The organism is Streptococcus infantis SPAR10 (assembly GCF_000279535.1).
Lineage (GTDB): Bacteria > Bacillota > Bacilli > Lactobacillales > Streptococcaceae > Streptococcus > Streptococcus infantis_I.
The window spans coordinates 277,247-303,975 of sequence record NZ_ALCH01000001.1 but is presented as its reverse complement, the minus strand read 5'-3'; the positions used below and the strand labels follow the sequence as shown (position 1 = coordinate 303,975).

At 40.5% G+C, this 26,729-nt stretch carries 21 protein-coding genes and 1 pseudogene; 1 reads left to right on the top strand and 21 read right to left on the bottom strand.

The genetic code is table 11. The features are described from left to right. Positions 1–19 precede the first annotated feature (19 nt). From SPAR10_RS03560 to pbp2b, 9 genes are all read right to left on the bottom strand, one after another. Positions 20–406 (bottom strand): YdcP family protein, encoded by a 387-nt coding sequence (locus SPAR10_RS03560; RefSeq protein WP_000985015.1) that lies wholly within the window; start codon positions 404–406, stop codon positions 20–22. A gap of 15 nt (positions 407–421) precedes the next feature. Further along, on the bottom strand, positions 422–736 hold the full coding sequence (locus tag SPAR10_RS03555) for a YdcP family protein (RefSeq protein ID WP_000420682.1): 315 nt from the start codon (positions 734–736) through the stop codon (positions 422–424). 401 nt (positions 737–1,137) lie between these two features. After that, a complete protein-coding gene (gene rpsI / locus SPAR10_RS03550) occupies positions 1,138–1,530 on the bottom strand; it encodes a 30S ribosomal protein S9 (RefSeq protein ID WP_000075969.1) in 393 nt (130 codons plus the stop codon). Positions 1,531–1,548: 18 nt separating this feature from the next. Beyond that, a complete protein-coding gene (gene rplM / locus SPAR10_RS03545) occupies positions 1,549–1,995 on the bottom strand; it encodes a 50S ribosomal protein L13 (protein WP_001044622.1) in 447 nt (148 codons plus the stop codon). A 159-nt stretch (positions 1,996–2,154) separates the two neighbouring features. Then, positions 2,155–2,862, bottom strand: a complete 708-nt coding sequence (locus tag SPAR10_RS03540; protein WP_004250828.1) for a YwaF family protein — start codon at positions 2,860–2,862, stop codon at positions 2,155–2,157. 146 nt (positions 2,863–3,008) lie between these two features. Beyond that, complete coding sequence (locus tag SPAR10_RS03535) at positions 3,009–4,376, bottom strand: UDP-N-acetylmuramoyl-tripeptide--D-alanyl-D-alanine ligase (RefSeq protein ID WP_004250826.1); 1,368 nt, start codon at positions 4,374–4,376, stop codon at positions 3,009–3,011. A 53-nt stretch (positions 4,377–4,429) separates the two neighbouring features. After that, the gene (locus tag SPAR10_RS03530) at positions 4,430–5,473 is read right to left on the bottom strand and encodes a D-alanine--D-alanine ligase (protein ID WP_004250825.1); all 1,044 of its coding nucleotides are present in this window, start codon (positions 5,471–5,473) and stop codon (positions 4,430–4,432) included. A 166-nt stretch (positions 5,474–5,639) separates the two neighbouring features. Then, positions 5,640–6,236, bottom strand: coding sequence for a recombination mediator RecR (gene recR / locus SPAR10_RS03525; protein WP_000966738.1), 597 nt, complete (start codon positions 6,234–6,236; stop codon positions 5,640–5,642). Between the two features lie 10 nt (positions 6,237–6,246). After that, positions 6,247–8,289, bottom strand: a complete 2,043-nt coding sequence (gene pbp2b / locus SPAR10_RS03520) for a penicillin-binding protein PBP2B (RefSeq protein ID WP_025170521.1) — start codon at positions 8,287–8,289, stop codon at positions 6,247–6,249. A 192-nt stretch (positions 8,290–8,481) separates the two neighbouring features. Between pbp2b and SPAR10_RS03515 the strand changes: the two genes are divergently transcribed. Beyond that, positions 8,482–9,333 carry a MurR/RpiR family transcriptional regulator gene (locus SPAR10_RS03515; RefSeq protein ID WP_004250821.1) on the top strand — a complete coding sequence of 284 codons (852 nt, stop codon included), beginning with the start codon at positions 8,482–8,484 and terminating at the stop codon, positions 9,331–9,333. 87 nt (positions 9,334–9,420) lie between these two features. On the opposite strand, the pseudogene SPAR10_RS03510 reads toward SPAR10_RS03515, so the two are convergent. The 12 genes and pseudogenes from SPAR10_RS03510 to recG form a co-directional block, all read right to left on the bottom strand. Further along, positions 9,421–11,541: pseudogene (locus tag SPAR10_RS03510) on the bottom strand (alpha-L-fucosidase); the annotation flags it as partial. 194 nt (positions 11,542–11,735) lie between these two features. After that, a complete protein-coding gene (locus SPAR10_RS03505) occupies positions 11,736–12,620 on the bottom strand; it encodes an ROK family protein (protein ID WP_004250819.1) in 885 nt (294 codons plus the stop codon). A 15-nt stretch (positions 12,621–12,635) separates the two neighbouring features. Beyond that, positions 12,636–13,553: a dihydrodipicolinate synthase family protein gene (locus tag SPAR10_RS03500; RefSeq protein WP_004250818.1), complete on the bottom strand. Its 918-nt coding sequence runs from the start codon at positions 13,551–13,553 to the stop codon at positions 12,636–12,638. Positions 13,554–13,716: 163 nt separating this feature from the next. Beyond that, the gene (locus tag SPAR10_RS03495) at positions 13,717–14,367 is read right to left on the bottom strand and encodes a YesL family protein (RefSeq protein ID WP_004250816.1); all 651 of its coding nucleotides are present in this window, start codon (positions 14,365–14,367) and stop codon (positions 13,717–13,719) included. Between the two features lie 19 nt (positions 14,368–14,386). Then, positions 14,387–14,839 carry a NanQ anomerase/TabA/YiaL family protein gene (locus tag SPAR10_RS03490; protein WP_004250815.1) on the bottom strand — a complete coding sequence of 151 codons (453 nt, stop codon included), beginning with the start codon at positions 14,837–14,839 and terminating at the stop codon, positions 14,387–14,389. Between the two features lie 200 nt (positions 14,840–15,039). Further along, positions 15,040–15,879, bottom strand: coding sequence for a carbohydrate ABC transporter permease (locus tag SPAR10_RS03485; protein ID WP_004250812.1), 840 nt, complete (start codon positions 15,877–15,879; stop codon positions 15,040–15,042). 16 nt (positions 15,880–15,895) lie between these two features. Beyond that, on the bottom strand, positions 15,896–16,762 hold the full coding sequence (locus tag SPAR10_RS03480) for a carbohydrate ABC transporter permease (RefSeq protein ID WP_033630848.1): 867 nt from the start codon (positions 16,760–16,762) through the stop codon (positions 15,896–15,898). 236 nt (positions 16,763–16,998) lie between these two features. After that, positions 16,999–18,315 (bottom strand): ABC transporter substrate-binding protein, encoded by a 1,317-nt coding sequence (locus SPAR10_RS03475; protein ID WP_004250808.1) that lies wholly within the window; start codon positions 18,313–18,315, stop codon positions 16,999–17,001. A 116-nt stretch (positions 18,316–18,431) separates the two neighbouring features. Next, complete coding sequence (locus SPAR10_RS03470; RefSeq protein ID WP_004250807.1) at positions 18,432–19,130, bottom strand: N-acetylmannosamine-6-phosphate 2-epimerase; 699 nt, start codon at positions 19,128–19,130, stop codon at positions 18,432–18,434. Between the two features lie 291 nt (positions 19,131–19,421). Next, positions 19,422–23,048, bottom strand: coding sequence for an SIALI-17 repeat-containing surface protein (locus tag SPAR10_RS03465; protein WP_004250805.1), 3,627 nt, complete (start codon positions 23,046–23,048; stop codon positions 19,422–19,424). A 354-nt stretch (positions 23,049–23,402) separates the two neighbouring features. Then, positions 23,403–24,386 (bottom strand): acetylxylan esterase, encoded by a 984-nt coding sequence (locus tag SPAR10_RS03460; protein WP_004250803.1) that lies wholly within the window; start codon positions 24,384–24,386, stop codon positions 23,403–23,405. A 310-nt stretch (positions 24,387–24,696) separates the two neighbouring features. After that, on the bottom strand, positions 24,697–26,712 hold the full coding sequence (recG, locus tag SPAR10_RS03455; RefSeq protein ID WP_004250802.1) for an ATP-dependent DNA helicase RecG: 2,016 nt from the start codon (positions 26,710–26,712) through the stop codon (positions 24,697–24,699). Positions 26,713–26,729 lie beyond the last annotated feature (17 nt).

Genomic DNA, 26,729 nt, shown 5'->3' with positions numbered 1-26,729 from the left:
TCTCCTTTCTACCTAGCGACTATTTGTCTTGTGTCGGTTCTTTCTTTGCTTGTGGTTGAGCTTTGAATGAACTAGAATCCTTTGTCAGCACAATATCGTCTGCCTTGATATACCAGTCAACATCTGCTCCTTGATAGGTGGCAGTAGCAACGGTGTCCGCAATGGGATTGATAAGTTCCACCCGTGCGTTATAATCAAACTCTTTCAAAGGCACGCTGGCAGGAATACTTACTTGAATCATGCGTCCTTGTCCTTTGGATTTTAAGTCATAGGTACGTTCCTTGATTTCATCTGAAACCGACCCGTCTTCATTTTGGATTCTCACTTCACGACGTAGAGCAGAGAATTTCAATTCTCCAAAAGTCGTGTCTTTATCTAATACAATGCCATTTGCTAATCTCATCATTTTTCCTCTCTTTCTTTATTCTTTTATCATGTCGTCAGCATGTAAAAGGTAATTTGTAAAACCACGAGTGCCGATTTTGTAGCCCTCTGCGGTAATACGTGGATTGACTAACTTCACACGTTCCTCAAAGCCGAAATGTTTTTCGCCAGCTTCAGCAGGAAGCACCACCACAATATCATCTGCTCTTTGAACATCAGAATAGAGATTATAGCTTCTTGATAAGACAGTTAGCCGTCCGTTGATTCTTCGCTGAACGACTTTATCCTCGCCAGCAAATTCTAAATTGCCGAATGTTTTTTCCATGTTGGGAATCACAAATTTAAGTTCCATATTTTTACCTATCCTTTCTTTTTTATTGGCTGAATGAATGTTTGATGGTCTTAAAGAGTGGGGAACGACCTTTTGATTCTTGATTTTTTGTTTTCATAAGTTCACTTCCTTTCAAAATCGGGTAAAAAAATAGACACCTCATTTTTTGAAGTGTCTACCTATTAAATATTCAAATTTTATTGGAAGTATCTTTATATCTTCACTTTTCAAGGATAAATCGTCGTATCAAAGCTCATTCATAAGTAGTAAATTAGTAGTAAATTGAGTGGTTTTGACCTTGATAAAGTGTGATAAGTCCAGTTTTTATGCGGATAACTAGATTTTTATGCTATTTTTTTCAAAAAAAAGACATCCAAGAGAAAATTCTTGAATGTCTGTAAACGTTGATATAATCGTGTTGATTAACGTTTTGAGAATTGTGAAGCTTTACGAGCTTTCTTAAGACCTGGTTTCTTACGCTCAACTTTACGTGAGTCACGTGTAAGAAGTCCTGCGCGTTTCAATGAATCGCGGAAGTCTGGGTCTACTTGAAGAAGGGCACGAGCGATACCGTGACGGATAGCTCCTGCTTGACCAGCGTAACCACCACCTACAACGTTAACGAAAACGTCGTATGAACCTACAGTTGAAGTAACTGCGAATGGTTGGTTGATTACAAGACGAAGGTCAGCGTGTGGGATGTACTCTTCAACATCTTTTTTGTTAACAGTGATTTTACCAGTTCCTGGAACAAGGCGAACGCGTGCAACAGCGTTTTTACGACGTCCAGTACCTGCATATTGTGCTTGTGACATACTTTATTGTTCCTTTCCTTAGATAAGTCCTGAAATATCAAGAACTTCTGGTTGTTGTGCAGCGTGAGTGTGCTCAGCTCCAACGAATACTTTCAATTTCATACCTTGAGCACGGCCAAGAGTATTGTGTGGAAGCATACCTTTAACTGATTTCTCGATCAAACGTACTGCATTTTTAGAACGAAGTTCACCAGCAGAGATTGATTTCAATCCACCTGGGTGGTTTGAGTGAGTGTAGTAGATCTTATCAGATGCTTTTTTACCAGTCAATTTAACTTTTTCAGCATTGATAACGATTACGAAGTCACCTGTATCAGTGTGTGGTGTGAATGTTGGTTTGTTTTTTCCGCGAAGTACGCTAGCAACAACTGCTGAAAGGCGTCCAAGAGGTACATCAGTTGCGTCAACAACGTACCATTTGCGTTCTACTTGGCCTGGTTTAGCCATGAATGTAGTTTTGTTCATGATTTCTCCTATATGAATGTCGTTTTTGTTTACAGGGCGGATGTTCCGGTCCGCAAGTTATTTGAAAGGTTCCGGGGCCTTACAAATGGGGTAAACAATACCGCCTACTATTGTATCAAAATTCTCAGATAAAAGTCAAGCGGTTGGGAAAATATTTTTTCATTTTTGCCAGATTCGTAGTCTTCTTTCACCCTTCTCCTCAAGCATTGTCTGAAAAGCCTTAGAGACTAAGTAAATGGCACAAGTCAAGAACAACGTAACAACTAGATAATTGATCAAATGACCGTGGTTTCCAACCAATGGTGGTTTTGTCAAAAATCCATAATCTCCACCCGTCATTAGATTAACCACAAATATCACAGCATTAAGGGAAGTTGTGATGACTAGGATTCGTTTGAAATCTAATAAACTGGCATCGTAGTCCTTCAAAAGATAAATCAAGGAATTTCCAAGAAGGGCTAAATGTCCGAAAATAAAGGACAATATAGCGATGTGGGGGAAGGGATAGGGATCTGGCACTGGATAAACAAAGGCTGCCAAAGTCCCGAAGGTTCCCAGCACAGCAAAGTACTGTTTAACTCTAGAGACACCTGGTGTCAAAAGCACTACAAACATTGCTAAACGGCAATGATAAAAAGGCAGACTTTCTGTTAGAGGCATCTGATTAACCAAATACCAACCGTAGAGCAGAATTAACTGTACCGCCTGTAAAACCTGGAAAAATCGTTGACAAGCTTTTTTATCACCATAGCGATAAGCAAGGAATACAGTCACTGCCAATAATGTAAATAGACTTCCATACCAAAGAAGGTCAAATTGGGGTGGCTCCGTCGGCTGGGTTGTAAATAAAGCATCCCAAACATTCATATAATTTTCCTCATTTTCATATAAGCCACCTCTTACTTATCTCCATAGAGCCTAGCTTACATTTATTTCTTATATTTTTGTGTCCCAAAGAAGCTGATTCTTCGAGACAAATTAACTCTTAAAAATTTTTTCTTAATAGAATACCATTAGTCTTCTTGCAAACTTTCTACTAGCTTAGCTAGGTTCATAGAGTTGGAACCTTTAAGTAGAATTTGGTCATTTGCACCAAGACTTTCCTTGACTTGTTTGACCATGGCTTCAAATTGGTCTTCCTCAGCTGTTTTCTTGAAGTAGTAAACATGGCCGATGGGGAACATTTGACTGACTAATTGAGCCAATTCAGCAATGTCTTCACCGTAGAAAATAACGGTATCAAGGGCATCGGGTGTAATGCTCAAAATCATTTGATTGTGGAGTTGAACAGACTGTTCTCCAAGTTCCTTCATATCCGCCAGAACTGCGATTTTCTTTCCATCTTCATTAGCTGGAATGGCAGAAAAAGTCTCTAAAATCAACTTCATAGCAGTCGGATTAGCATTGTAGACATCTGACAAGATATCTGCTCCATTGGCAGCCTTTTTCCACTCGGTACGATTGCGGGTCAACTCTAAATTTTGGAAGGCTTGGCCAATCTGCTCCTCAGATACTCCTTCTTGCAGGGCAACATAAGAAGCAATCATAGCATTGGTCGCATTGTACTTACCTGTTACTGGTAAATCAAGGGATTTCTCCAAGAAATTAGCCTTAAAACTCAAGCTATCCTTGCGCTCAATTAAGTCTGTAATTTCGAGTTCTGCACCCGGACCAAAACGAACTACTTTTTGGTCAGCAGGTAGGTAAGCCTCTACAATGGGATCAGCTGGCGCCAAGAGCAATCTACCTTTCTCCATTCCATCAGCAATCTGTAATTTACCTTTGGCAATCTCAGAACGGTCCTTGAAGAAGGCTAAATGTGCCTCTCCGACCAGAGTCACAATAGCTGTTTTCGGATGAGCCAGTTCAGACAAAAGATGAATATCTCCCAAGTGATCCTGTCCCATTTCCAAGACTAACTTCTCAGTGTCATCTGGCATATGAAGAACTGTATAGGGTAAGCCAATCTCGTTATTGTAATTTCCTTGTGTTTTGTAGGTTTTGTAGCTTGTAGAAAGCAAATGAGCCAACATATCCTTAGTTGTTGTCTTCCCATTCGAACCTGTAACAGCAAAAACATCTACTCCTGTTTTTTGAAGGTAATAAGCTGCAAGAGCTTGAAAGGCTGTCAAAACATCCTCTACTAAAATGTAAGGATGATCTGCTACTTCCTTCTCTGACAGGGTTACAGCAGCGCTGTTTTCAAAAGCCGTCTCGATAAAGTCATGACCATCACGCGCCCCCTTGAGTGGCACAAATAGATCACCAGGTCCAATCAAACGACTATCAAACTCTGCCTTAACTAGTGGGCTGTTCGCATAGCTTGTCACATCATTTTTTGCACCGACAGCACGCGCAACTTCGTGAATCGTAAGTTTCATGTTTACTCCTTTAAAAAGGGGCAGGGAGTCTTGCCCCGCCCTTATAGCTATCTTTACAATAGGTGCGCTTCACGCTTGTTAAAGCTTTCCTTAGCAAGCTCAACCAAACGCTCGATTAGTTCTGGATAGCTAATCCCCATATTGTCCCAGAGCAATGGATACATAGACCACTGGGTAAATCCTGGCATGGTGTTGAGCTCATTTAGGAAAACTTCTCCCTTATCTGTATAGAAGAAATCACAACGTGAGAGACCAAGTCCGCCAATAGCACGGAAGGCAGCTTCTGCATTTTTACGCATGACTGCTACTACATCATCACTAATCTTAGCTGGAATATCCATCGTAATCTTGTTATCGATGTATTTGGCTTCATAGTCATAGAAGGCTACGTCCTTGACAACTTCACCAGGTAAAGTGCTCTTGACATCATAGTTTCCTAAAAGACCAACCTCGATTTCACGTGCATTGACTCCTTGCTCTACCAAGACACGACTATCGTACTTGAAGGCAAGCTCTAAAGCTTGATGGAGTTCTTCTTTATTTTCAGACTTAGAAATACCGACACTAGAACCCATATTGGATGGTTTGGTAAAGACTGGGTAGGTTAATTTATCCTCAACTTCTGCAATCTTAGAAGTCAAGTCATCCCCTTCAACAATCGCTACGTAAGGGACTTGGGCAATCCCAGCAGATTCCAAGACACGCTTAGTTGTGATTTTATCCATGGCAAGGCTTGAAGATAGGATGTTACAACCGACATAAGGCATTTTCAAGACTTCTAAGAAACCTTGAACAGAACCATCTTCCCCCATAGGTCCATGAAGAACTGGAAAAACAACCGCTCCTTCTTCGTAGATGGCACTTGGAGCAATTTTCTTGTCCCAATCAATCGTTTCATTGGTCATGAGACGTTCATCTTGTCCAGGAGTTTGGGTAAATTCTTGGGTTTTGATGAAATCACCGGACTGGCTGATAAAGAAGGTTTTGACTGCGAAACGATCATAGTTGACCGCACGCATGACACTCTCAGCTGACAATACAGACACTTCACGTTCTGCACTGCGTCCACCATATAATAAAATAATTGTTTGTTTCATATGATTGTCCTATTTCTACTAGAATACTTGCTCTTTAGTATATCACATTTGTCTCTTTTTTTAAACTTGAATAGCAAAAAAGAGACTAGATTAAAAACAAATCCAGTCTCTATGTTTCTTAAAATCTTATCTACTAGCTAATTGCTTCTATCATTAATCTTACAGACTAGAGTTCTGTACGATTTTCGATAGCTCTTAAGAGCGTTACTTCGTCCGCATATTCGATATCAGCTCCGACTGCTAGACCTCGCGCTAGACGAGTAACCTTGATCCCTGCGGGTTTGAGAAGTCGAGAGATATACATGGAAGTCGCCTCACCATCAGCAGTTGCATTGGTGGCTACGATGACCTCTGAAACCTCGCTATCCATGAGGCGCGTCATGAGACTCTTGAGATTGATGTCATCTGGGCTAATCCCATTCATAGGGGAAATCAAGCCGTGTAAGACATGGTAAAGTCCGTGGTACTCTTGGATATTTTCCATGGCAGCGACATCGCGACTATCCTCAAGGACCAGAATCGTTGACTGATCTCGGCTAGGATCAGTACAGATAGAGCAAGGATCCTCGTCTGTCAAACGTCCACAAATAGAGCAATAAGTCAATTCTCGCTTGGCTGCAAGGAGATTTTTTGCAAATTCATTGACATCGTCATCCGGCATCCCAATGGTATAAAAGGCCAGTCGGGTCGCTGTCTTAATCCCAATACCAGGAAGTTTGGAATAACTGTCAATCAACTTAGCAATAGGTGTTGGATAAAGCATGGCTTCCTTTCTAATTCATTGGATGGTGTTGGTTGTATAGATTGATAATGTCGCGAGCAATTGCTGGCCCAACATTTTTGGTTAAATTGGTATTATGAGGAAAGACTACTGCAACTGCAATTTGAGGATTTTCTGTTGGAGCATAGGCCACAGCATTGGTATTATTAGCTTCTTGACCACCAGCTACATAGCTTTCAGCTGTACCGGTCTTACCACTGATAGAAACAGTGGCGCCATCTAAAAACGCCCGTCCTGTCGTAAGGGGACTAGTTCCATGCGATACTTGGTAAAATCCTTGGTGCAAGATTGCCATATCTGATTCAGAAATATTGACCTTGTTGATTTCCTTGGTATCTATTGCTTGGATTAATTCCCCAAGGCCACCCTTATCATTGTTGTCGTATATTCCCTCGACAATATGTGGAGCTAGACGAACGCCATTGTTAGCAATCGTTGCAACGTACTGGGCTAATTGCATCGGTGTGTAGTTGTCAAACTGGCCAAAAGCATTAGTTAAATAATTAGCCAAGTCAAATTTTTGGGGGATAAATCCTGTCGATTCATCTGGCAAGTCAATCTCAGTAGAAACTCCTAGTCCATACTCTCCAAAGGTAGCACGAAGTTTACCCATAGCAGACTCAAGTTGGTTGGTTTTGACTGTCATATTTGGTTGATAGGTCTGACCCATCATTCCTAGCGCAGTTTGAACCATGTAGGCATTTGATGAATATTCTAGAGCCTCAACGGCTGTAACCGGGAAGGAACCGTAATAAGGGGTATACCACGAATTGATAGGAGCAGAACCTTGGAAGACGATTGGTTGGTCTGTCAAGGTTTGGTTGCCTGACAAGACCCCATTTTCCCAACCAGAACTGATGGTTGCCGCCTTAACGACAGACCCTGGTACAAAAACATTGGTCACTGTTCCTAGTGAGTCTGGTGTCAAGTCTCCTGTTTCTAGATTGTGTTTAATTCCTGACATTGCCAATACAGCACCTGTCTTAGGATTAAGGGCTACCGCATAAACACCTTCTGAGTATTTAGCACCACCATTTGCAAGTTCAGAATTAAAATAACTCTTTAAGAGGCTGTCTACGCTATCTTGGAAGGCCAAATCAATGGTTAATTTGATGTTTTTTCCCTTGCTACCTTCTTCTATATTCTCTACGCTCTCCATGTCTCCATGCTTGTCCAAATGGATTTCCTTGACGGTCCGTTTCCCTTGCAAGACTTCTTCGTATTGTTTTTCAAGATAGGAAGTCCCGACGCGATCATTGAGCGAATAACCTTTTTTCAAATAAGCGTCTACTTCTTCTGCTGGAAGACCTGATTTTTCACTAGAAACAGTTCCGACAATAGATGAAAGAGAAGTTTCTAAGACCTTTCGATCCCATGAGGTAGAGATAGAAATACCTGGCAATTCCTTTGAAGCAGAAGCAATTACAGCTACCTGTGTATCACTCAAAGGATCTGTTTGAATATTTCCTGTAGCAAAATTTCCAACTGAATTGAGCTGGCTAAAGAGATAGATGGCCTTCTTTTCATCCTCGGAATAGTCCATCTGATTAGCTGCAATACTATTAGCAGCGTTGTTATAGAGTTCAGATTCAGAAAGTTGATTGCCATCTGAATCATACCGTTTATCTTTTGGAAGAGCTTCAACTGTTTTCTTATAAGCTTCGGCATCCGCCAAGTAGTAGTCTGCCATTTGTCGGTCCGTCAACTCTGGAGAAGTGACTGTGACATAAGTCAACAATTTTTTAGAAATATCCTTCAAATCAGCCGCAGTCATCTTGTTACTTCGTGTGAATGAAACAACTTGTTTAACGGTGTTTTGGACTAAAGGTTTTCCTGTTGCATCATAAATTTCTCCACGAGCGGAACCCATGGTTACTCGAGTTTGGCTAGCAGAAGCTAGTTTATTTTCATAAAAATCCTTATGAAGAACTTGCATATAAAGCAAACGGCCAATAATTGTTAAAAAAAGCAAAATGACGATTGCAAATAACAAATTAAGCCGTATCGGTATCGAGTGGCTATTGAATTTTCTCATACACATCAATCTCATTTCTAATCAAAATCACACTCTTAATTGTACCATAATTTAGGTAGAAAATTATGGAAAAAGAAAAGACTTTCCCTTTTTGGTCCAAAAATTATTTTCTATGATATAATGGAGGTAAGCGCTATTTTATTTGTTAGATTTATCAAATAAATTCTGGCAAATAGCTATCAAAGGAGTCCCATGAATAAGCAAGATATTTCTACAATCATTGAGCTTCACTTTGAAGAAATGACCGATTTAGAGCAAGAAATTGCTCGCTATTTTCTGCAGGCAGATACCATAAACGATGACTTATCCTCTCAGCAAGTTACTCAAAAACTTCATATTTCCCAGGCAGCGCTCACTCGTTTTGCCAAGAAATGTGGTTTTAAGGGCTATCGAGAGTTCATCTTCAAATACCAACAACAAAAAGACACTCTTTCTACTCCTCAACAGGATATGAATCCTTTGACTCAGAGAGTCCTTAGAAGTTATGCAAACCTGCGAGAAATTTCTCAAGGATTGATTGACGATGAGCAGCTGGAACGCGTGGCTCAGATGATTGACCAATCCGAACGCGTGTATTTTTTCGGAACTGGGAGTTCTGGTCTAGTCGCACGTGAGATGAAGCTACGTTTTATGAGATTGGGTGTCGTCTGTGAAGCCTTAACAGATCCAGACGGTTTTGCCTGGACGACTAGTATCATTGATGAAAAATGTTTGGTCTTTGGTTTTTCCCTCTCAGGAACAACACCGTCCATCATCGATAGCCTATTAGATGCCCAGGACATGGGAGCTAAGACGGTTCTATTTACAAGTTCACCGAATAAGGATACTCAAGCATTTACAGAAACCATTTTGGTCGCAAGCCAAAACCAAGCATCTTATATTCAACGAATTTCTGCTCAGATTCCAATGCTGATTATCATTGATTTACTCTACGCTTATTTCCTAGAGATTGATCGCGAAAGTAAAGAAAAAATCTTTAATAGCTATTGGGAGAATAATAGACTGAATGGTTATCGTAGAAATCACAGAAAGGGAAAATCCTAAATTGATAAAATCAATTTAGGATTTTTTATCATTCAAAATTTTTTGCATAAAATCTCGATAGACATTTATCTATACTCGCTAATTTTTCTAAAATAATTCAGCTTTCATCACTCGAATCGTAGCTTCTGAAGCAAAACCAAGAAGGGAATTGTCAGAAACGCTAGTCATTTTCACTTTGAAGTCAAAGATTGAATCAGCTTGCTCTGTAAAGTCGATCGTTGGAATCGTGATTGTTTTCTCAGTTTCACCATCTTGGAAGGTTAAGTCAGCTGTTGTGTCCTTGTACACTTTACCATGAACCCCTGTTCCTGGCTCTGTTACAACATGGACTGTTGCTGTTCCTTTGCTACCACCAACACGCTTAATTGTTACAGTAACCGGTTGACCTTTTTGAACTTCATAGGTCGTTTCTTTCATCTCAAACATACCTTTACCAGCATTGTTGAGCGTGTAGATACCTTCCGTTGCAATAGCTTTACCAGTTTTGTTAACGAGTTTGATGGTATGTTCACCTGGAGCCAAGTCTTCAGTTTCATAAACCATCTGGCTACGTTTACGAGCTGCATTATTCGTTTGTACGTCTGCAACCTTTTGACCATCCACGTAAACGGACATTTCACCGTGGTTTGGATCAACTGTAGACACTACATATGCTTTTGTTCCAGCGAAACGGTAGGTTACGCTAGCATCTTTTTGGTTAGTCCACATAGATGTTCCGCGGACGCCTTCAGATTCATCATACCAAGTTGTATTCTCTTTATCAGCAGTTGTATTTGAATGGTAATCTAGTCCTAGAGGGTAACCATCTGTCTTCTCGATACTGCTTGGTGTCTTATAAACAGAGAAGTTTGTCAAGATTGGAGTCGCTTGTGCACCAGTAATAGTTACACGAATCTTTTGTGCCTCTACTGGTTGACCTTGGATAAGACGACGATAACCAACAGTTGACCCTTCACCATATGGAACCCAACGACCATTGAGTTCAACTTCAACCTTGAAGCCAGAGATACGTTGACCCTTAGCGATATCTTCTTTGAGTTCGACTACGTCAAAGCGTCTCTTTTGTCCAAGATCGACAGTAAATTCACCTGTCTTAGCATCATTTGCTAGTGCCCAGCTCGTATCATCCTTACCATCTGTCAAATGACTTGCTTGATACAAGTGATTCTTACGAGTAGAGCTTGCAGTTACAGTTGCTCCCTTAGCGAAGTCAGTCGCATACATTTGATCCAAGGTTGCTCGGAATTCTTTCAAGCGAGCCACATCTGCTTCTGCGAATTTACCTTCTTTATTAGGTGGAATATTGAGGAGAAGTGGCGTTCCACGACCAACAGACTTGAAGTAGATATCCATCAAATCTTTGATTGATTTTGGCTGTTGATTGTCATGGTAGAACCAACCTGATCGGATAGAAACGTCTGCTTCACCAACTGAGTACATATCTCCTTCTGGATCTCCATGGTTGAGATATTCATTCTTCACATCATCAGTGATTTTAGCTTTCTTGACCTTATGCCAAACTGGATCTCCGGCGATACCACGTTCATTACCGATCCAACGGACACTTGTTGGTTGAGCAGAGAAGATGGCGATGTCTCCTTCAGCTTCCTTGATGTACTTGAACCACTCATCAAAGGCATAAGTTACTTTTTGAGCTCCGCTACCACGCGCACCGTCCATCCAAACTTCGATAAACTTACCATTGTTTCCGTATTTAGGATTTCCAAGGATTTCCTTGAGTTGGTTGAGGTAGTATTCGTTGTACTCTTTCTCAGTTGCAACATGATATTTAGGATGGTTGGCATCCCATGGTGATAGGTAAACACCCATATTCATGTCATACTTAGTCGCTGATTTAGAGATTTCTTCGAGAAGGTCACCCTTACCATCTTTCCATGGACTTGCAGCCACCGTATGGTCTGTATATTTAGATGGATAAATCACAAATCCGTCATGGTGTTTTACAACCATGATTGTTCGTTTGAATCCAGCATCCTTCAAAGTCTTAATCCACTGATCTGTATCAAGATTTGTTGGATTGAAGTTTTGAGGATTTTCTTGACCATCCCCCCACTCAGAATCAGTATAGGTGTTCATACCATAGTGGATGAAGGCAGCCAATTCCTCCTTGTGATAATCCAATTGAGCCTTGCTCGGAAGTGGACCGTAAGCAGCAATTTCTGTTTCTTGATCCTCAGGGGAGCTTACTTTACTGTTATATTTTTCTTGTTGATTATAGGTCAATGATTGCTCTCCTTTAGTCCATATCTATTGGTGTTACTGATATATATTTGAATTAACTTAAATATACTATATCGAAGTCAAAAATGCAAGATACCTTGCCAGCAGTAAGCAAGTTAGTATTTGCCTTTATTTAAAAATCCTAAATTGGCAAGGCCAATTTAGGATTGTTTTGTTTTGAAATGATAATAAGCACCGAGCATGCCAGCAGTATTCTGATGGTGGGCAAATTCAAGTCGAGTCTTGTCTGCTAAGCTTGGAACAAGCGAATCTTTCAAAGCCTTACGGATTTTTGGTTTCAAAATTGCTTCTTGCCCCATGATCCCACCACCAAGGATGACAACTTCTGGATTGGCAACATAACAAATATTTGCGAGACCCTTACCAAGGTAATCCACCATACGGTCAATCCCCTCCATACAGAGTTTATTGCCTTCGGTAGCTTCTTTGAAAATTCTGCGACCGTTCCACTGTTCCACTTCATCTCCATGTGCATCAGCCACATACTTAACAAGAGCTGTCGTAGACGCTAAGTCCTGGAAGGCTCCATCCTGCATGTGCAGATAACCAACTTCACAGGCAGAATTACTAAAGCCATGGAAAACTTGCCCATCAATGATTAAGCAACCACCGATACCAGTCCCAATCGTCAAGCAAAGGGTAATACTTGCACCCTTTCCTGAACCAGAGACAGCTTCAGCAAGCCCTGCACAGTTAACATCATTTTCAATTTCACAAGGAATGTTAAAGCTTTCTTCAATTTCCTTTTTAAATTGGGTTCCGGCATAATTTGGAATCTGTGGACCAGCGTAGAAAATCTCACCCTTATCAGGATCAACCATTCCCGCCGAGGAAATTGCTACACCTGACACTGGTCCTTTTTCTAGATAGCTAGCTACGATATCTTTTGTTTTCTGTAAGATGTGTGGACCACCCTTGTGAGCCTCAGTCGCTACTTCGTTAGACTCTACAAGTTGTCCATCCTGATCAATTAAACCATATTTGATATTAGTTCCACCAATATCAATTGCAACGTAATTAGTCATAAAGCCTCCTATTGATTAGAGGAAACGCTCCTTAGATTCACGAATCAATTGAGCAGCTGCTTCTACAACTGGACGATCTTCTTCGGTCACTGGTGTAAGTGGAGAACGAACTGATCCGATGTTAAGTCCTTCATTGATTTTCAAGACTTCTTTAATCACACAGTACATATTCCCATGAGCTGCAGTCAATTTACCGATGATAGCGTTGATAGCGTATTGCAATTCACGCGCTGTTTCTAGGTCTTTATCCGCAATCAATTGGTTGAGTTTCAAGAAGAGTTCTGGCATAGCACCATAAGTACCACCGATACCAGCTTTTGCACCCATGAGACGTCCGCCTAGGAATTGTTCGTCTGGACCGTTAAAGACGATATGGTCATCGCCACCAAGGCTAACGAATGTTTGGATATCTTGAACTGGCATTGAAGAATTTTTAACACCAATGACACGTGGGTTTTTCAACATTTCTGTGTAAAGACTTGGAGTCAAAGCAACACCTGCCAATTGAGGAATGTTGTAGATAACATAGTCTGTGTTTGGTGCAGCAGCACTGATGTCGTTCCAGTATTTAGCAACTGAGTACTCAGGCAAACGGAAGTAAATTGGTGGGATTGTTGCGATAGCATCTACTCCCAAACTTTCTGCATGACGAGCCAGTTCAATACTATCTTTGGTATTGTTACAAGCTACGTGAGCAATGATGGTCAATTTACCTTTGGCAACTGCCATAACTTCTTCTAAGATCAATTTACGGTCTTCTACACTTTGGTAGATACATTCACCTGAAGAACCGTTGACATAAAGCCCTTGAACACCTTTATCAATAAAGTATTGTACCAAGGCACGAGTACGTTCTGGGCTAACTTCACCCGCATCATCATAACATGCGTAGAAGGCAGGAATGACACCTTCATATTTTTTTAAACCTGACATAGATTTCTCCTAAGATTTCTTTTTTCTGCTTTGAGCAGATGATTTTTTACTATTTTAGTATACACCTTGTAAAAAGCGCTTTCAATACATCTTAGCCACTTAGATTTTAATTTCTATTCATCTCCCATAGCTTTTCTTGTTTGAAAGTAGTTTCATATCGTTTTCAATCTGCTTGATATTTAGCAAACAATTTTTCCATTAATCCAGCTTGGCAAAAGGCAAGAAGACCAAAGCCAAAGAGTAGAAATGCTGAACCACCAAGCACTAGAGTAAAGCCTGATAGATAAAGAAGCATAATGATTAACAAAATAATTGCAAGCATCAAGAAGAACCATACGAAGTTAAAGCTGACCAAAAGCAAGCCCTTTTGAAGAACTTCTTTCCAAGTTAATTCATAGCGTGCAGCAATTGGATAGCTAGCCAACATAACTAAGGTTAAAAATATCAGAATTCCCAAGCAAATAGCTTTAATGAGCTGAAAGGCAACACCAGTTTGACTCCAAAATAGTGATAAGTCAACCACACTGATTAAAAAGATTCCTAATTCCAGCAAACCTAACTGAAAACCTAATTTCAAATTTTGCTTAAAGGCTCTAATATAGATTTTGAAAACAGGAATACGACGGCTGCGCTTCACTTCAAAGATTGTCTGATAGAGACTGATTTTAGCTACTCCAATAGTTACAATAGGTAAACAAGACACAACAAAGAGTAGGTTAACCGTCACGATATCTAAAACTTTCTCGCAAAAACGCATCAGAAAGTTATCCGTATCGAATGCCGCTTTTATCAATCCAGATCCTTTATGTGCCATTGTTTCTCCTCCTAACTGACTAATCGATTAAAATTTTAAATAAATATTTGCGAACTTTATCTTCCATACCTGCATAACCGTTAGGCTGATGAGGTTCTCCTGGGAAGAAAACTGCAAAATTGTGATATCCCAACAAGAGTGGGTATTGTTCGTGACAATGAACAAAGCCAATATCGCTAGCTTCATCAAAGGCTACAGCCTCATCTTTTATACGAGAACCGTAGCTAGAATACTCATGTCCTTCAACTAACAAATGTAAGTCTGCATAGTTTTTATGATGCTCAAAGCGATCATTTTCTTCTTTGTTGAGAACATTTTCTTGCACAACTAAGAAGACCTTATCTCCATCAATATCGTATTTCCCTAATTCAAAGTTATCTTTACGATGCTCATAGAGATAATCGATGGCCTTATCGAGATTTGGGTGAATTCCCTTGTAAAAGCTAATGTTTTTTAAATCATCAAAAATCATAGTAATTTCCTTTACCTGATTGTTATCTTCAGACACAAAATGTCTAGCCAGTAAGTTTATAAGTGTCTAACAAAACTTCGTGAAGTAACCAACTCCTCTCCATTTTGTAGACACTTATATATCCTGTATTCTCTTAGTCTATCAACTATACTTCTGCATACTGATAAACAGATTGTACTATATTCAATTTTCGCAGAGTATTAACCTTTAACGGCTCCCATAGTAATACCTTGAGTGAAGGATTTTTGGAAGACAAGGAAGACTGTTACGATTGGCACAGCTGCAAGAGCAGCCCCTGCCATAATTAAACCATAGTTGGTTGCCATCTCAGCCTGCATAGTCGCAACCCCGAGTGAGATGGTCAAGTTGTTACGAGATGTCAACATAACCAACTGCATAAAGTAGTCATTCCATGTATTGATGAAGGTAAAGATTGCAAGAGCTGCAAATCCTGGCTTCACGATTGGGAAGGCTACGCTCCAGAAAGTACGAATCTCACCACATCCATCAATCTTAGCAGATTCGAGCAATTCTGTTGGAATGTTTTCACTGAACTGTTTCATGAGGAAGACCCCAAATGGCCATCCGATTAAAGGCAAGATAACCGCCCAAAGAGTGTCATGGATTCCCATGAAGTTGACGATACGTACCAATGGTACTAGGACAACTTGTTTTGGAAGAGCCATGGCAGCGATAAAGATAGCGAATAGAATGCGTTGTCCATAGAAACGTTTCTTAGCCAATACATAACCTGCTAGGGAAGAAGTTGCACAAACCAAGAACATAGTTACCAATGAAATGAAGACTGAGTTCCACATCCATTGTAAGGCTGGGTTTTGCACCATCAATTGTTGGAAGTTCTCCATTGTTGGAGCTTTAGGGAACCATTGTGGTGGAATCATAATGGTATCTGGTTGTGATTTGAATGCACCTGTCAAAATCCAGTAGAATGGAAAGATAAACAGTACAGTCAATAAAAGCAAGAAGATGGTTGAAATAACAGTGAAAGCTGTTAAAGGTTTCTTTTGTGTAGATTGCATAGCTGTCTCCTTTCTATTAATATTCTACGTCGTTTCCAAGTACTTTAAATTGAACAAAGCTGACAATTGCGATCATAACTGCCAAGAATACACCAATAGTATTGGCATAGCCATACTCAGTCAATTGGAAGGCTTTCTCGTATAGGTAGTACATAAGTGTACTTGTTGAGTAGTTTGGACCACCTGAAGTCAAAAGCTGAATCAAAGCGAAACACTGGAATGAGTTGATGGTTGTAATGATTGCGATATAAAGAGTTGTTGGAAGGAGGCTTGGCCATTTAATCTTCCAGAAAACTTGTAACTCAGTAGCTCCGTCGACACGCGCCGCTTCAACAAGTGAGTTATCAATATTACCCATTGCAGCGATGTAAAGGATGATTGGCTGACCAACTGATGTTGTCAAAAGAATAATCATAATCGCCATCAAAGCCCAGTTTTTATCACCCAACCAAGAAATGTTTTGGCTAATGATATGGCTTGACTTAAGTACGAAATTCAAAATACCTGATAGAGGATCATAAATCCATTTCCATACAACCGTTACAGCAACACTACCTGTTACAACAGGAAGGAAGAATACGAAACGATAGAAGGATCTAGCAACTGCATTTTGTTGGTAAGTTTGTGATGCCACAAATAGTGAGAAGAGTACAACGACTGGTACAGAACCGATAACTAAGATTACGGTATTAATCAAAGATTTTGTAAAGACAGGGTCTTTAAACATGCGGATGTAGTTGTCCAATCCCACAAACTCAAAGCTAGTCATCGAGTAGTTAAAGAAACTAGTGATGAATCCCATGATCATTGGAGCTAGGACAAAGACGATAAAGAAGATTAATACTGGTGCTAAGAATGCATAAGAAACAATTGTTTCTCTCATGCGAATTTTATTGACTTTCACAGTCGGCACCTCACTTTCAAATAGTTTTTGTTTTTTGATTGTTATCTGACATTGATGTAAAATCAAAATGAAATTTTTTCCAAGAAAAGCCTATGTAAGAACTTCATTTTAATTTTGACCTGTCAGTTCCTTACTTTTTTTAAACAAAACCCCCCTTTTCGTACACAGATGTGCACAGGGAAAAGGGGGTGATTTTACTTTTTATTTAGGGCTTATTATTTAGCTGCTTTTTTGATTGTTTCATTCGCTTTTTCAGTGAATGTCTTCAAAGCTGCAGCAGGTTGTTCGTCACCGTTAGACACTGATTGCAACATTGGGAACCATAGAGTTCTCATTTCAGCAAATCCGTCGATTGTGTTGTAGTATGGAGAGTAGTATTGAGTCCAACCACTGATTGTTTCCATACGTTTGTCGTCGTAAAGTTTTCCAAATGAAGTGCGAACTGGGAAGGCACCTGTACGAACTACGTCTTTAGGACCCCACTCTTTATCATCTGCGATGAATTGGATGAATTTCTTAGCAGCAGCAACTTTCTTTTCATCCTTGTTGTTAAATACTGCAAATCCGTTTACAAGGTACTCAAGAGCTGGTTTGCCTGAATCAGATGGGAATGGTACTTCTACCACTTCAACTTTACTTGCTTCCAAGAGTTTAGCTTGGATACCGTTTTGAGCTGGTGCCCAAAGGATTGTGTATGATGTTTGACCGTTTGCAAAGTTTTGGATGTCTGCTCCACCGTCAAATTGTGAACCGTTGTTCAACAAACCATCTTTAATCCAGCTAGTTGCTTTTTCAAGACCTTTGACGAACTTAGGATCGTCAGTTGTGTATTTAGTAACTTCTTTGTCTGTTACAGAACCGCCGTATAGGTTAGCGATGAAGGCACGTGTTCCTTGGTCTCCCCCTTGACCAGAACTGAACAATGAACCTGGAGTGTATCCTTTGTCTTTAAGTGCTTTCAAGACTTTTTCAAAATCATCTGTTGTCCAACCTTCTTTAACAAGGTTAGCTACACCAGCATCTTCCAACATTTTCTTGTTCATAGCCATGTAGAATGGTGCAGAACTGATTGGATACATGTATGCTTTATCACCAGCTTTACTTGCTTGAATGATGTTTTCATTGTTAACATCTTTAACAAATTCATCTGTAAAGAGGTCATTCAACTCAGCTAATTTACCATTTTTACCGTAATTAATGATACGACCTGGTGCATCGAAAAGTACATCTGGAGCAGTTCCAGCTTCAATAGCTGTCGTGATTTTTTCTGGACCAGATTTGAAGTCGATTGTTTCTAGTTTAACTTTGATATCTGGGTTTGCTTTTTCGAAAGCTTCGATGATAGATTTTTCATAAGTTCCTACACCGTCACCAGATTTTTCTTGAGTGAAGACTGGGAAAGCCCACCAAGTGATTTCAGTTTTCCCTGCATCACTTGCAACGTCTTTTTTAGCGTCTGATTTGCCACAAGCAGCAAGAGATAGAACAGCAGCACCCGCAAGTACTGTACAAGCTAGTTTTCTAAATTTCATTAGTATTCTCCTAAATGATGATATGCGTATCCAAAACGGATAATGAGTATTGACAACTTTGTATACGTTTACATTTTATTTTACGAATCAACCACTCTCCTCGTGTTTTAATTGTCTTATTTGAGACCTGCAACAAATCGTTCCGTGATCTCTTTTGGTCTAGTAATAGCTCCACCAACTACGATGCCTCGCACTCCGTAACCTAGGATTTGCTTAGCCTGTTCTGGTGTGTGAATCTTACCTTCTGCGATGACGTCTACTCCTGCATCACAAAGTTTCTTAATCAATTCAAAGTCTGGACCATCCACTTTCGGGCTATAAGATGTGTAACCTGACAAGGTTGTTCCAACAAAGTCAATTCCCGCTTCAACTGCTGTTAGTCCTTCTTCAAAGGTACTTGTGTCAGCCATCAAGAGTTGATTTGGATATTTTTCTTTGATTTGACGAATGAATTCTTGAATCTCTAGGCCATCATGGCGTTCTCTCTTGGTACAATCTAGAGCGATTACCTCAATATCTAGAGCAGCTAGTTCATCTACTTCTTTCATGGTTGCAGTGATGAATGGTTCCTGTGGTGGATAATCACGTTTGATAATTCCGATAATCGGAAGATTTGTAACCTCTTTGATTTCCTTAATATCCCGAACACTATTTGCTCGGATACCGACTGCTCCACCTTGCTCAGCCGCTTTGACTAGCAAGGGAATTACACCTCCCGCTTCTGTATAAAGCGGTTCGTGAGGAAGTGCCTGACAAGAAACGATGATTCCATCTTTAATCTGCTCAATCAAAGCTTCTTTACTGATCTGTGGCATCCACTTTCCTCCTTTTCTTTTTTTCTTATGAGCCTATTATATATCATTTTTGAAGCGCTTTCAATAACTTGTACTAGAATAGATTGAAGTTTCAAAACAATTTTATGAAACAGAATCTCCTGAAAGTAGTTTCAGGGAGAAATACCCGAGTTAAATTCTCCTTTCATCCGCTTATTTCCACTAGAATCTTCGCTTTCTGCAAACAAAGAGCCTGTAACGAATGAACGTTACAGACTCTTCTAATATAAGTCTAAACCTTTTTATAGAGACTTTTTAGATTCAATGTTGCCATTAATCTTCTTTTTTCTTAGCCATTCCAAACAAGCCGAGAAGCATTCCAACCATTCCTACAGATACTAGAGGAGTTGAAACCTCACTTCCTGTTGCAGGGAGGGTTGGTTGTTGTGGTTGAGCTGCTGGAGCTTGATATGTCTTGTCTTGCTGTGCTACTAAAGTGACAAGCGGTTTTTCTTCAACCTTATATTCCGGAAGTTCGTTTTTGGTTGCCTCGACTGCATTTACTCCGCCTGTGAATTCTAGAAGTTCATGCTTAAGGGCTTGAACTGCATTTGCTCCACCTGCAAATTCTGGAAGCTCATTCTTGAGCGCTTCAACTGCGTTTACTCCGCCTGTGAATTCTGGAAGTTCATGCTTAAGGGCTTGAACTGCATTTGCTCCACCTGCAAATTCTGGAAGCTCATTCTTGAGCGCTTCAACTGCGTTTACTCCGCCTGTGAATTCTGGAAGCTCATGAACTGCAGCTTCGACTGCATTGACACCACCTTCGAATTCTGGGACTTCCACCGTTGGCGCTGCTTCGTCACCGACTGTTGCACTAGGTTCAGTGTACTCAGGAAGTTCTGTTACAACCGCTTCGTCGTCATTGACACCACCTTCAAACTCAGGGACTTCTACTGTTGGTGCTGCTTCGTCACCTACTGTTCCAATAGCATCAGTATACTCTGGAAGCTCTGTTATAGTTGCTTCGTCACCATTGACGCCACCTTCGAATTCCGGAACTTCTACTGTTGGTGCTGCTTCGTCACCTACTGTTCCAATGGCTTCTGTATACTCAGGCGCCTCTGTTACAGCTGCTTCGTCACCATTTACACCACCTTCGAATTCTGGGACTTCATGTACTGCCACTTCGTCACCATTGACGCCTCCAGTGAACTCTGGAACTTCATGAATAGCAGGTTCTTTACTATTAATTCCACCAGGAATTCCTGCCTCATCAAGGCTAACTGGCAAATTATGCATGCTCTCAATCGCACCATCAACTATCTCTGTAACTTCTTGGCCAATATCTTCTTTTTTGACAACAAATAGCAGTGTTTTTGTATCGTACTGAGTTAAGAAGGTTGCTAGGTTTCCATTCGCTAATTTAAGAACAGGAGCTTGGTTTACCAAGACTTCTGAATCAAATTCTAGTGCAACAATATTGTTACCCATATCTACTGCACTTTTTACTTTTGCTTTAGTTGGAGCAATCATATCCTTGCTCAAGAAATCCCAGTTGAATTTCTTATAAGACAAAGTATATTCATTTTGATTGGCATCTGCATGCTCATAAAGTAAGCCAAATTCACCATTACCAAGATCTTGCAATGAGTTATAGGCAAATTTACCGCTTTGAATTGGATTGTGTTTAAGCCAAGTTAATTCTCCGTTAGCTTCCACACGTGCCAAGTGTACCAAACCGTTGTAACGTCCTGGTCCACCTGCGTTACTGAGGACGATATATTCCTTACCATCTTGTACAGTATGAATAGCTGACATTTGAACATAGACATCTTTGACATCTGAATAGCGTTTTACATCTTTTTCCCAAGTCGCTCCGCCATCTTTACTTGTTGCAACCTGCAAATCTCCTGTCAATCCACGCATGAAGAGTTTGAGGTCTCCGTTGTTCAACTGAACAACAGTTGACTCAGTATTTTGAGCACCTGGATTATTCATAGTTGAAGAGTGAATTGTTTGGTTACCTACTGGGCGGTTATCATTGACAGCTTCACCTGCTTGCCAAGTTTCACCATGGTCATCCGAGTAAATGACGCGTGAAGACTGAGAACCACTCAAGTAAGATACGTTATTTGTAGTATAGACTGGTATAACGAGACGACCTTTGTGAGGTCCTGAATGCAAGGCAATCCCTGTACCAGGTCCAGTACCTAAGAAGTGCATCCAGTCCTTGCGAATACCGTATGTAATATCTTTAGGTGCAGACCATGTTTTCCCATCATCATCACTATAAGACATCCAGAGATAGTTGGTATTTGAAACTCTAAAGATATTCTTGTCACTGTATTCGAAATAGACATTACCAATTAGTTCTTCACCCTTGTATAGATCACCCTTATCGCTATAAGCTGGTTGTTTAGGATCAACTACAACACGGTATTCTGTTTTTCTATTTTCAGGGTCAAAAACTTCACCATTTTCACGGATAGTATAACGTCCTGCATCACCTTGTTTGTACAAGACTTGGTAAACCTTATTACCGATTTGCTCATAAGCTTGTGGTGCTTTTCCTGGTAGAGAGAATACTGCCTTCCCTTCGAGGAACATATCATAAATTGAGAAGATTCTCTTAGTTTCAGGATCTTGGACTAAAGCCATGTCAATATTAACTGGTGATGGCCATTCTGGATTTTTAGCTTTCTCATTGTCACGAGGATTAGAGATGGTAATTCTATCTCCCCATGTCTTCCCATTGTCATCACTACGACGAACGACCATACCGATATCACCCCAGTCAGAGTGATGCAAGCGTCTTTCATCCGTTCCGGCAATCAAGGTACCTTTATCTGTCTTAAGAAGTGCAGGTATACGGTAACTTGCAATACCATCTTTATTTGGTTTGCGGTTCACACCACCTTCAAATACATCCAGTTTATCCGTAACTTTTGCACCTTCAGGAAGTTTTTTCGCCAATTCACCTCTTTCAAAGAACTGACTACGTTTTTTCACTTCTTCTGGAGAAAGGGTACGATCATAAATCGTTAAATTACGAACATTAAGATTTGATCCCCAGAAGTTTTTGCCTGTACGTTTTGTTGTACCGATTTGAACATGATTAACATCTGGCATATCTTGGATAAAACGACCAGACTGAGGACTTGTTCGAGACAAGACACCATTTACATAGACGCGAACCTGACCTTTTGGTTGGTCTACATTTGGTCTTTCAACTGTAAAGGTTACAGAGTTCCACTGACCTGGCTTAATCTTCAAAGGAGCAGTTTTATAATCACCATAGAATTGGTTTCCATTTGCATCACGACCTTCAACGATAGCCGTGTTATCAAGGATGGCCATTGTGAAGTACTCATTTACTTTGGTATCACTAGAAACTGAGAAGAGGTTGTAAAAACGTGGAGCAGACGCATCTGGTTTAAATTCCATGTGAATGGTAGCGTTCTGAAGCTTTTTCAATTTATCAAGTTCATCATTCAAATCAACTCGTTGACCATTTGTTGCATTGGTCTCTACATCTTCTTTTTCAACAACAACATTGGCATTTTCTAATTCTCTTGCGTAGAAGTCACGTGGAACACTACCGACTTTTTCGTCCTCAGTATCCGCTACTGGAGTCTCTGCTGGTTTTTCAGTTTCTGTCGGATTTTCAGAGCCTGGATTTGCTTGCAGCTCCTCACGGTTTACCTCAGTTCCTTTATCTGTCGCTGCTGCCAACTTATCAGCAAGTTCCTTATCTATGTTAGCCAGATTTCCTGATTCTACTTCTTTTGGCAATTCTGGCAAAGCTTGTCCAGCTGTTTCACCACTGGTTGCTGGAGCTTCTTGAGCTAAAACTGGCGACGCACCAAAAACAACTGCCCCAATGACTACTGATGCAGCTCCTACTGTTAACTTTCTAATTCCAAAACGTTGTTTCCGTTCAAAATCTCTCTGTGTCATATATTCCCTTCCGTCTTTCACAAAAAAATAAAGCGCTTTCTTTTTTATTGAAAATTTTTTGCCTCCAGGGCATAAATCATGTAAAGAAACTGTATTATTGATGGGTTTTTCCCATTCTTTTCATCTGAATTTCTGTTGCATTTTTATACTTTATATCTTAAAGCAAGCAACAATTTTACTCCTTTCAAATTGATACTACACTTATTATATAATAAATATTCTAAATAATAGCCTTAGTAATCTATAATAGAATTTACTTTCATATATATTTCTATGCTTCAAACTTTTCGAAACTACTTTCTTTAATCTCTCAAAAAGAAAGCCCTGTTTTAGCAGGGCTCTTTTTACATATTTCTAACGACCTACATAGGTAAAGGAAATCTCACTACCACACAACCAGTTGTAAACCTGGTCATTGACATGGACATTCATAGCCTCGTGGGCATATTCTGGCATGAGACGATAGCTCTTTTCACAAGTCAAACGATTGTAAATAGCAAACTGGGTGATTGGATAGCAGACATCGTCATCAAACCCTGTAATCATTCTCACATCACCTTTAATGCGATGGGCAAAGTTTTTCACATCGATATAACCAAGTGTCTCCATGATCTGCTCTTCTGTTTCGTGGAAAGGATCATGGAACTTAAAGTAACGAAAAAGCTCATCATAAGCTTCGCTGGTATTCCCAATTTCTAATACTCGTCTAAAGTCTGACAAGAATGGATAGATGGCAACTGTTCGCTTGATACGTGGATTGAGACCAGCAGCCACTAAAGCCAAGGCTCCTCCTTGAGAAGCACCATAACTGGCCAATTGCCCCTCATCTACTTGCGGGAAGCTAGCGACAATTTCAACCAATTGATAAATATCTAAATAGACATCTTTATAGAAGAGTTGCTCTTTTCCTTCTACTGCGCCACGGATGATTTGACCCTTAACTGTATTTCCGAGAGGCGAACGTAAGCCATCTTGTGAGTATCCAGATTGCCCACGAACATCCATCGATACAACCCCATAACCAGCGACGGTATAGGCTAGCATATCTGTCCAATCCCAACAACGTCCCATATAGCCATGGAAGTGGAAAATAACCGGTACTTTCTTATCTAATTTTGGTAAGACTACACGTGCATAAACAAGTCCATCACGTGTACCTTTAAAGGTTAACTCATAGCACTTAACATTTGGAATATGAAAGTCACGTTCCTCTAGTTGGTAATCTGGCAAGACCGAAACCTTGTCAATCTCCCCATCCCAAAAAGCATCAAAATCCTGAGGGACTTCATCTCTTCCTTGATATGTTTTCATTTCTTCTACTAATGCTGGATTTCTCATAGAATTCTCCTTTGTTTTGTAACCGTTATCATAACTGTAGCACATATGGGGAAGCAATGCAAGAAAGAAAGGGAAACGGAAAGTGGATTTAATGTCCGACCCCAGCAAGAATCCTCTTGAAAGTAGTTTTAGATATATAAAAAAGAGCGTTGCCACTCTTTTTCTTAGTATTTAGGAGAAGGTTGAGTTTCCTTTTGAAATATCTTTTGGTAATTTACTTTAATAGTCATGAGAGAGTCCTCGTTTCTTTTGGATGACTCTAGTATAGATACTCACCCTAAAAGCAAACTTAACATTATCTTAAAAAAGCTTAATCCAGATATTCTTTTTTCTCGAGATTTAAGGCAATCATGTGCCACTCTGGGTCCTCTCGCCAATTAGGTAGGGAGCTGATATAGCTAGCTACCTTTCTAGCTTCCTCAAGGATTGGGAAGTCTTCGATGATATCAGCTACATGGAACTCTGGTAAACCTGACTGTTTAGTCCCAAAAATTTCACCAGAACCCCGCATTTTCAAATCTTCTTCTGCAAGGACAAAACCATTGGTCGTTTCCGTCATGATACGCATGCGGTCTTTCCCAGAGTCAGTTTTTGGATTGGCCACTAGAACTGCATAGGACTGCTTGTCTCCCCGACCGACACGACCTCTGAGCTGGTGAAGTTGACTAAGTCCGAAACGGTCAGCATCCATGATAATCATGACTGTCGCATTTGGCACATTGACCCCAACTTCGATAACCGTTGTAGAGACCAGGATATCTGTCTTTCTCTCTTTGAAATCCTGCATAATCTGATCTTTTTCATCACTCTTCATCTTTCCATGTAAGAGGGCAACTTTTGCTTTCCCAGCAAAATGAGTTGTTAACTCCTCTGACAGAGCGATAGCATTTTTAAGGTCCAGAGCTTCAGATTCTTCAATCAAAGGAGAGATAACATAGACTTGGGAGCCTTTCTGAATCTCACCCTCCAACCAAGTCAAGACCTGTGGTAATTGCTCATGCTTGATCCAACGAGTTACGATCGGCTTACGCCCTGCTGGCATCTGGTCAATAATAGAAACATCCATATCCCCAAAGGCAGTGATGGCTAAGGTCCGTGGTATGGGAGTTGCCGTCATCATGAGGACATCTGGATTTTCACCTTTTTCCCGTAAAATACGCCTTTGCCCTACACCAAAGCGGTGTTGCTCATCGATGATAATCAAGCCGAGTCGGGCATAGTCCACGCCGTCTTGTATAAGAGCATGGGTTCCGATAATCACATCGGCTTCCCCCTTAGCAATGGTTTCCAAGACCTTTCGTTTTTCTGCAGCTTTCAGTGACCCTGTCAGGAGAGCTAATTTCAAATCTGGAAAGAGACTCTCTAAACTTTCAAAATGCTGCTCTGCAAGAATCTCTGTTGGAACCATGAGGGCAGCCTGATACCCTGCCGTTACAGCTGCATACATAGCAAGACCTGCAACCACTGTCTTCCCGCTACCGACATCCCCTTGTAAGAGTCGATTCATGTGATGGTCCGACTTCATATCTGTTAGAATTTCTTGCAGGCTTTTTTCTTGGGCTTGGGTCAAGGCAAAAGGCAATTTCTCTTTAACTGCAGTTAATGTTTTCTGAGACCAGTTCAAGACCAGACCACTTCCATGGACCTTATTTTCAGACTTGAGGGTCTGTAATTGCATTTGGAAATAGAAGAGTTCCTCAAATTTGATTCGACGGAGCGCCTGTTTGTATTCTGCCAAATCCTTAGGAAAATGCATGGCACGAACAGCCTGACTACGAGGCATGAGTTTGTATTTATCTAGCAAGGACTGGGGGATGTTTTCTTCTATCAAGAGGTTCAGTCCCTGATCAAAGGCTGTCTTGATGACTTTAACAAGTCCTGCTTGACTGACGCCTTGCGCTAGGCGATAGACAGGCTGGAGGTCATCCTCGACTTGGGCTAAAACCTTCATTCCTGTGAGGCTTGCCTTGGCACGATCCCACTTGCCAAAGACAGCCAAGGTTGCTCCTAGTTCAATCTTGTCAGCTAGGTAGGGTTGGTTGAAGAAATTAACTGCAAAAACAACCTCTCCCTGCTTGAGGCTAAAACGTAGACGATTACGCTTAAAACCATAATATTGAACACTAGCTGGTGTCACTACCTGACCAGATAAAACAGCCTTTTCACCGTCTTCTAGCTCTAGCACCTGCTTGGTCTTAAAATCTTCATAACGGAAAGGGAAGTAGAGCAAGAGATCTTGCAAGTTTTCAATTCCTAGTTTGGCATATTTCTCTGCTGATTTAGGTCCTACTCCTGGTAAGACATGCAAGGGTTGATGTAAATTCATGCTCTTCTCCTTTCCTT

Coding starts and splice junctions, on each gene's coding strand:
- SPAR10_RS03560 (WP_000985015.1), bottom strand. CDS start 406: ATGATGAGATTAGCAAATGGCATTGTATTAGATAAAGACACGACTTTT.
- SPAR10_RS03555 (WP_000420682.1), bottom strand. CDS start 736: ATGGAACTTAAATTTGTGATTCCCAACATGGAAAAAACATTCGGCAAT.
- rpsI (WP_000075969.1), bottom strand. CDS start 1,530: ATGTCACAAGCACAATATGCAGGTACTGGACGTCGTAAAAACGCTGTT.
- rplM (WP_001044622.1), bottom strand. CDS start 1,995: ATGAACAAAACTACATTCATGGCTAAACCAGGCCAAGTAGAACGCAAA.
- SPAR10_RS03540 (WP_004250828.1), bottom strand. CDS start 2,862: ATGAATGTTTGGGATGCTTTATTTACAACCCAGCCGACGGAGCCACCC.
- SPAR10_RS03535 (WP_004250826.1), bottom strand. CDS start 4,376: ATGAAACTTACGATTCACGAAGTTGCGCGTGCTGTCGGTGCAAAAAAT.
- SPAR10_RS03530 (WP_004250825.1), bottom strand. CDS start 5,473: ATGAAACAAACAATTATTTTATTATATGGTGGACGCAGTGCAGAACGT.
- recR (WP_000966738.1), bottom strand. CDS start 6,236: ATGCTTTATCCAACACCTATTGCTAAGTTGATTGACAGTTATTCCAAA.
- pbp2b (WP_025170521.1), bottom strand. CDS start 8,289: ATGAGAAAATTCAATAGCCACTCGATACCGATACGGCTTAATTTGTTA.
- SPAR10_RS03515 (WP_004250821.1), top strand. CDS start 8,482: ATGAATAAGCAAGATATTTCTACAATCATTGAGCTTCACTTTGAAGAA.
- SPAR10_RS03505 (WP_004250819.1), bottom strand. CDS start 12,620: ATGACTAATTACGTTGCAATTGATATTGGTGGAACTAATATCAAATAT.
- SPAR10_RS03500 (WP_004250818.1), bottom strand. CDS start 13,553: ATGTCAGGTTTAAAAAAATATGAAGGTGTCATTCCTGCCTTCTACGCA.
- SPAR10_RS03495 (WP_004250816.1), bottom strand. CDS start 14,367: ATGGCACATAAAGGATCTGGATTGATAAAAGCGGCATTCGATACGGAT.
- SPAR10_RS03490 (WP_004250815.1), bottom strand. CDS start 14,839: ATGATTTTTGATGATTTAAAAAACATTAGCTTTTACAAGGGAATTCAC.
- SPAR10_RS03485 (WP_004250812.1), bottom strand. CDS start 15,879: ATGCAATCTACACAAAAGAAACCTTTAACAGCTTTCACTGTTATTTCA.
- SPAR10_RS03480 (WP_033630848.1), bottom strand. CDS start 16,762: ATGAGAGAAACAATTGTTTCTTATGCATTCTTAGCACCAGTATTAATC.
- SPAR10_RS03475 (WP_004250808.1), bottom strand. CDS start 18,315: ATGAAATTTAGAAAACTAGCTTGTACAGTACTTGCGGGTGCTGCTGTT.
- SPAR10_RS03470 (WP_004250807.1), bottom strand. CDS start 19,130: ATGCCACAGATCAGTAAAGAAGCTTTGATTGAGCAGATTAAAGATGGA.
- SPAR10_RS03465 (WP_004250805.1), bottom strand. CDS start 23,048: ATGACACAGAGAGATTTTGAACGGAAACAACGTTTTGGAATTAGAAAG.
- SPAR10_RS03460 (WP_004250803.1), bottom strand. CDS start 24,386: ATGAGAAATCCAGCATTAGTAGAAGAAATGAAAACATATCAAGGAAGA.
- recG (WP_004250802.1), bottom strand. CDS start 26,712: ATGAATTTACATCAACCCTTGCATGTCTTACCAGGAGTAGGACCTAAA.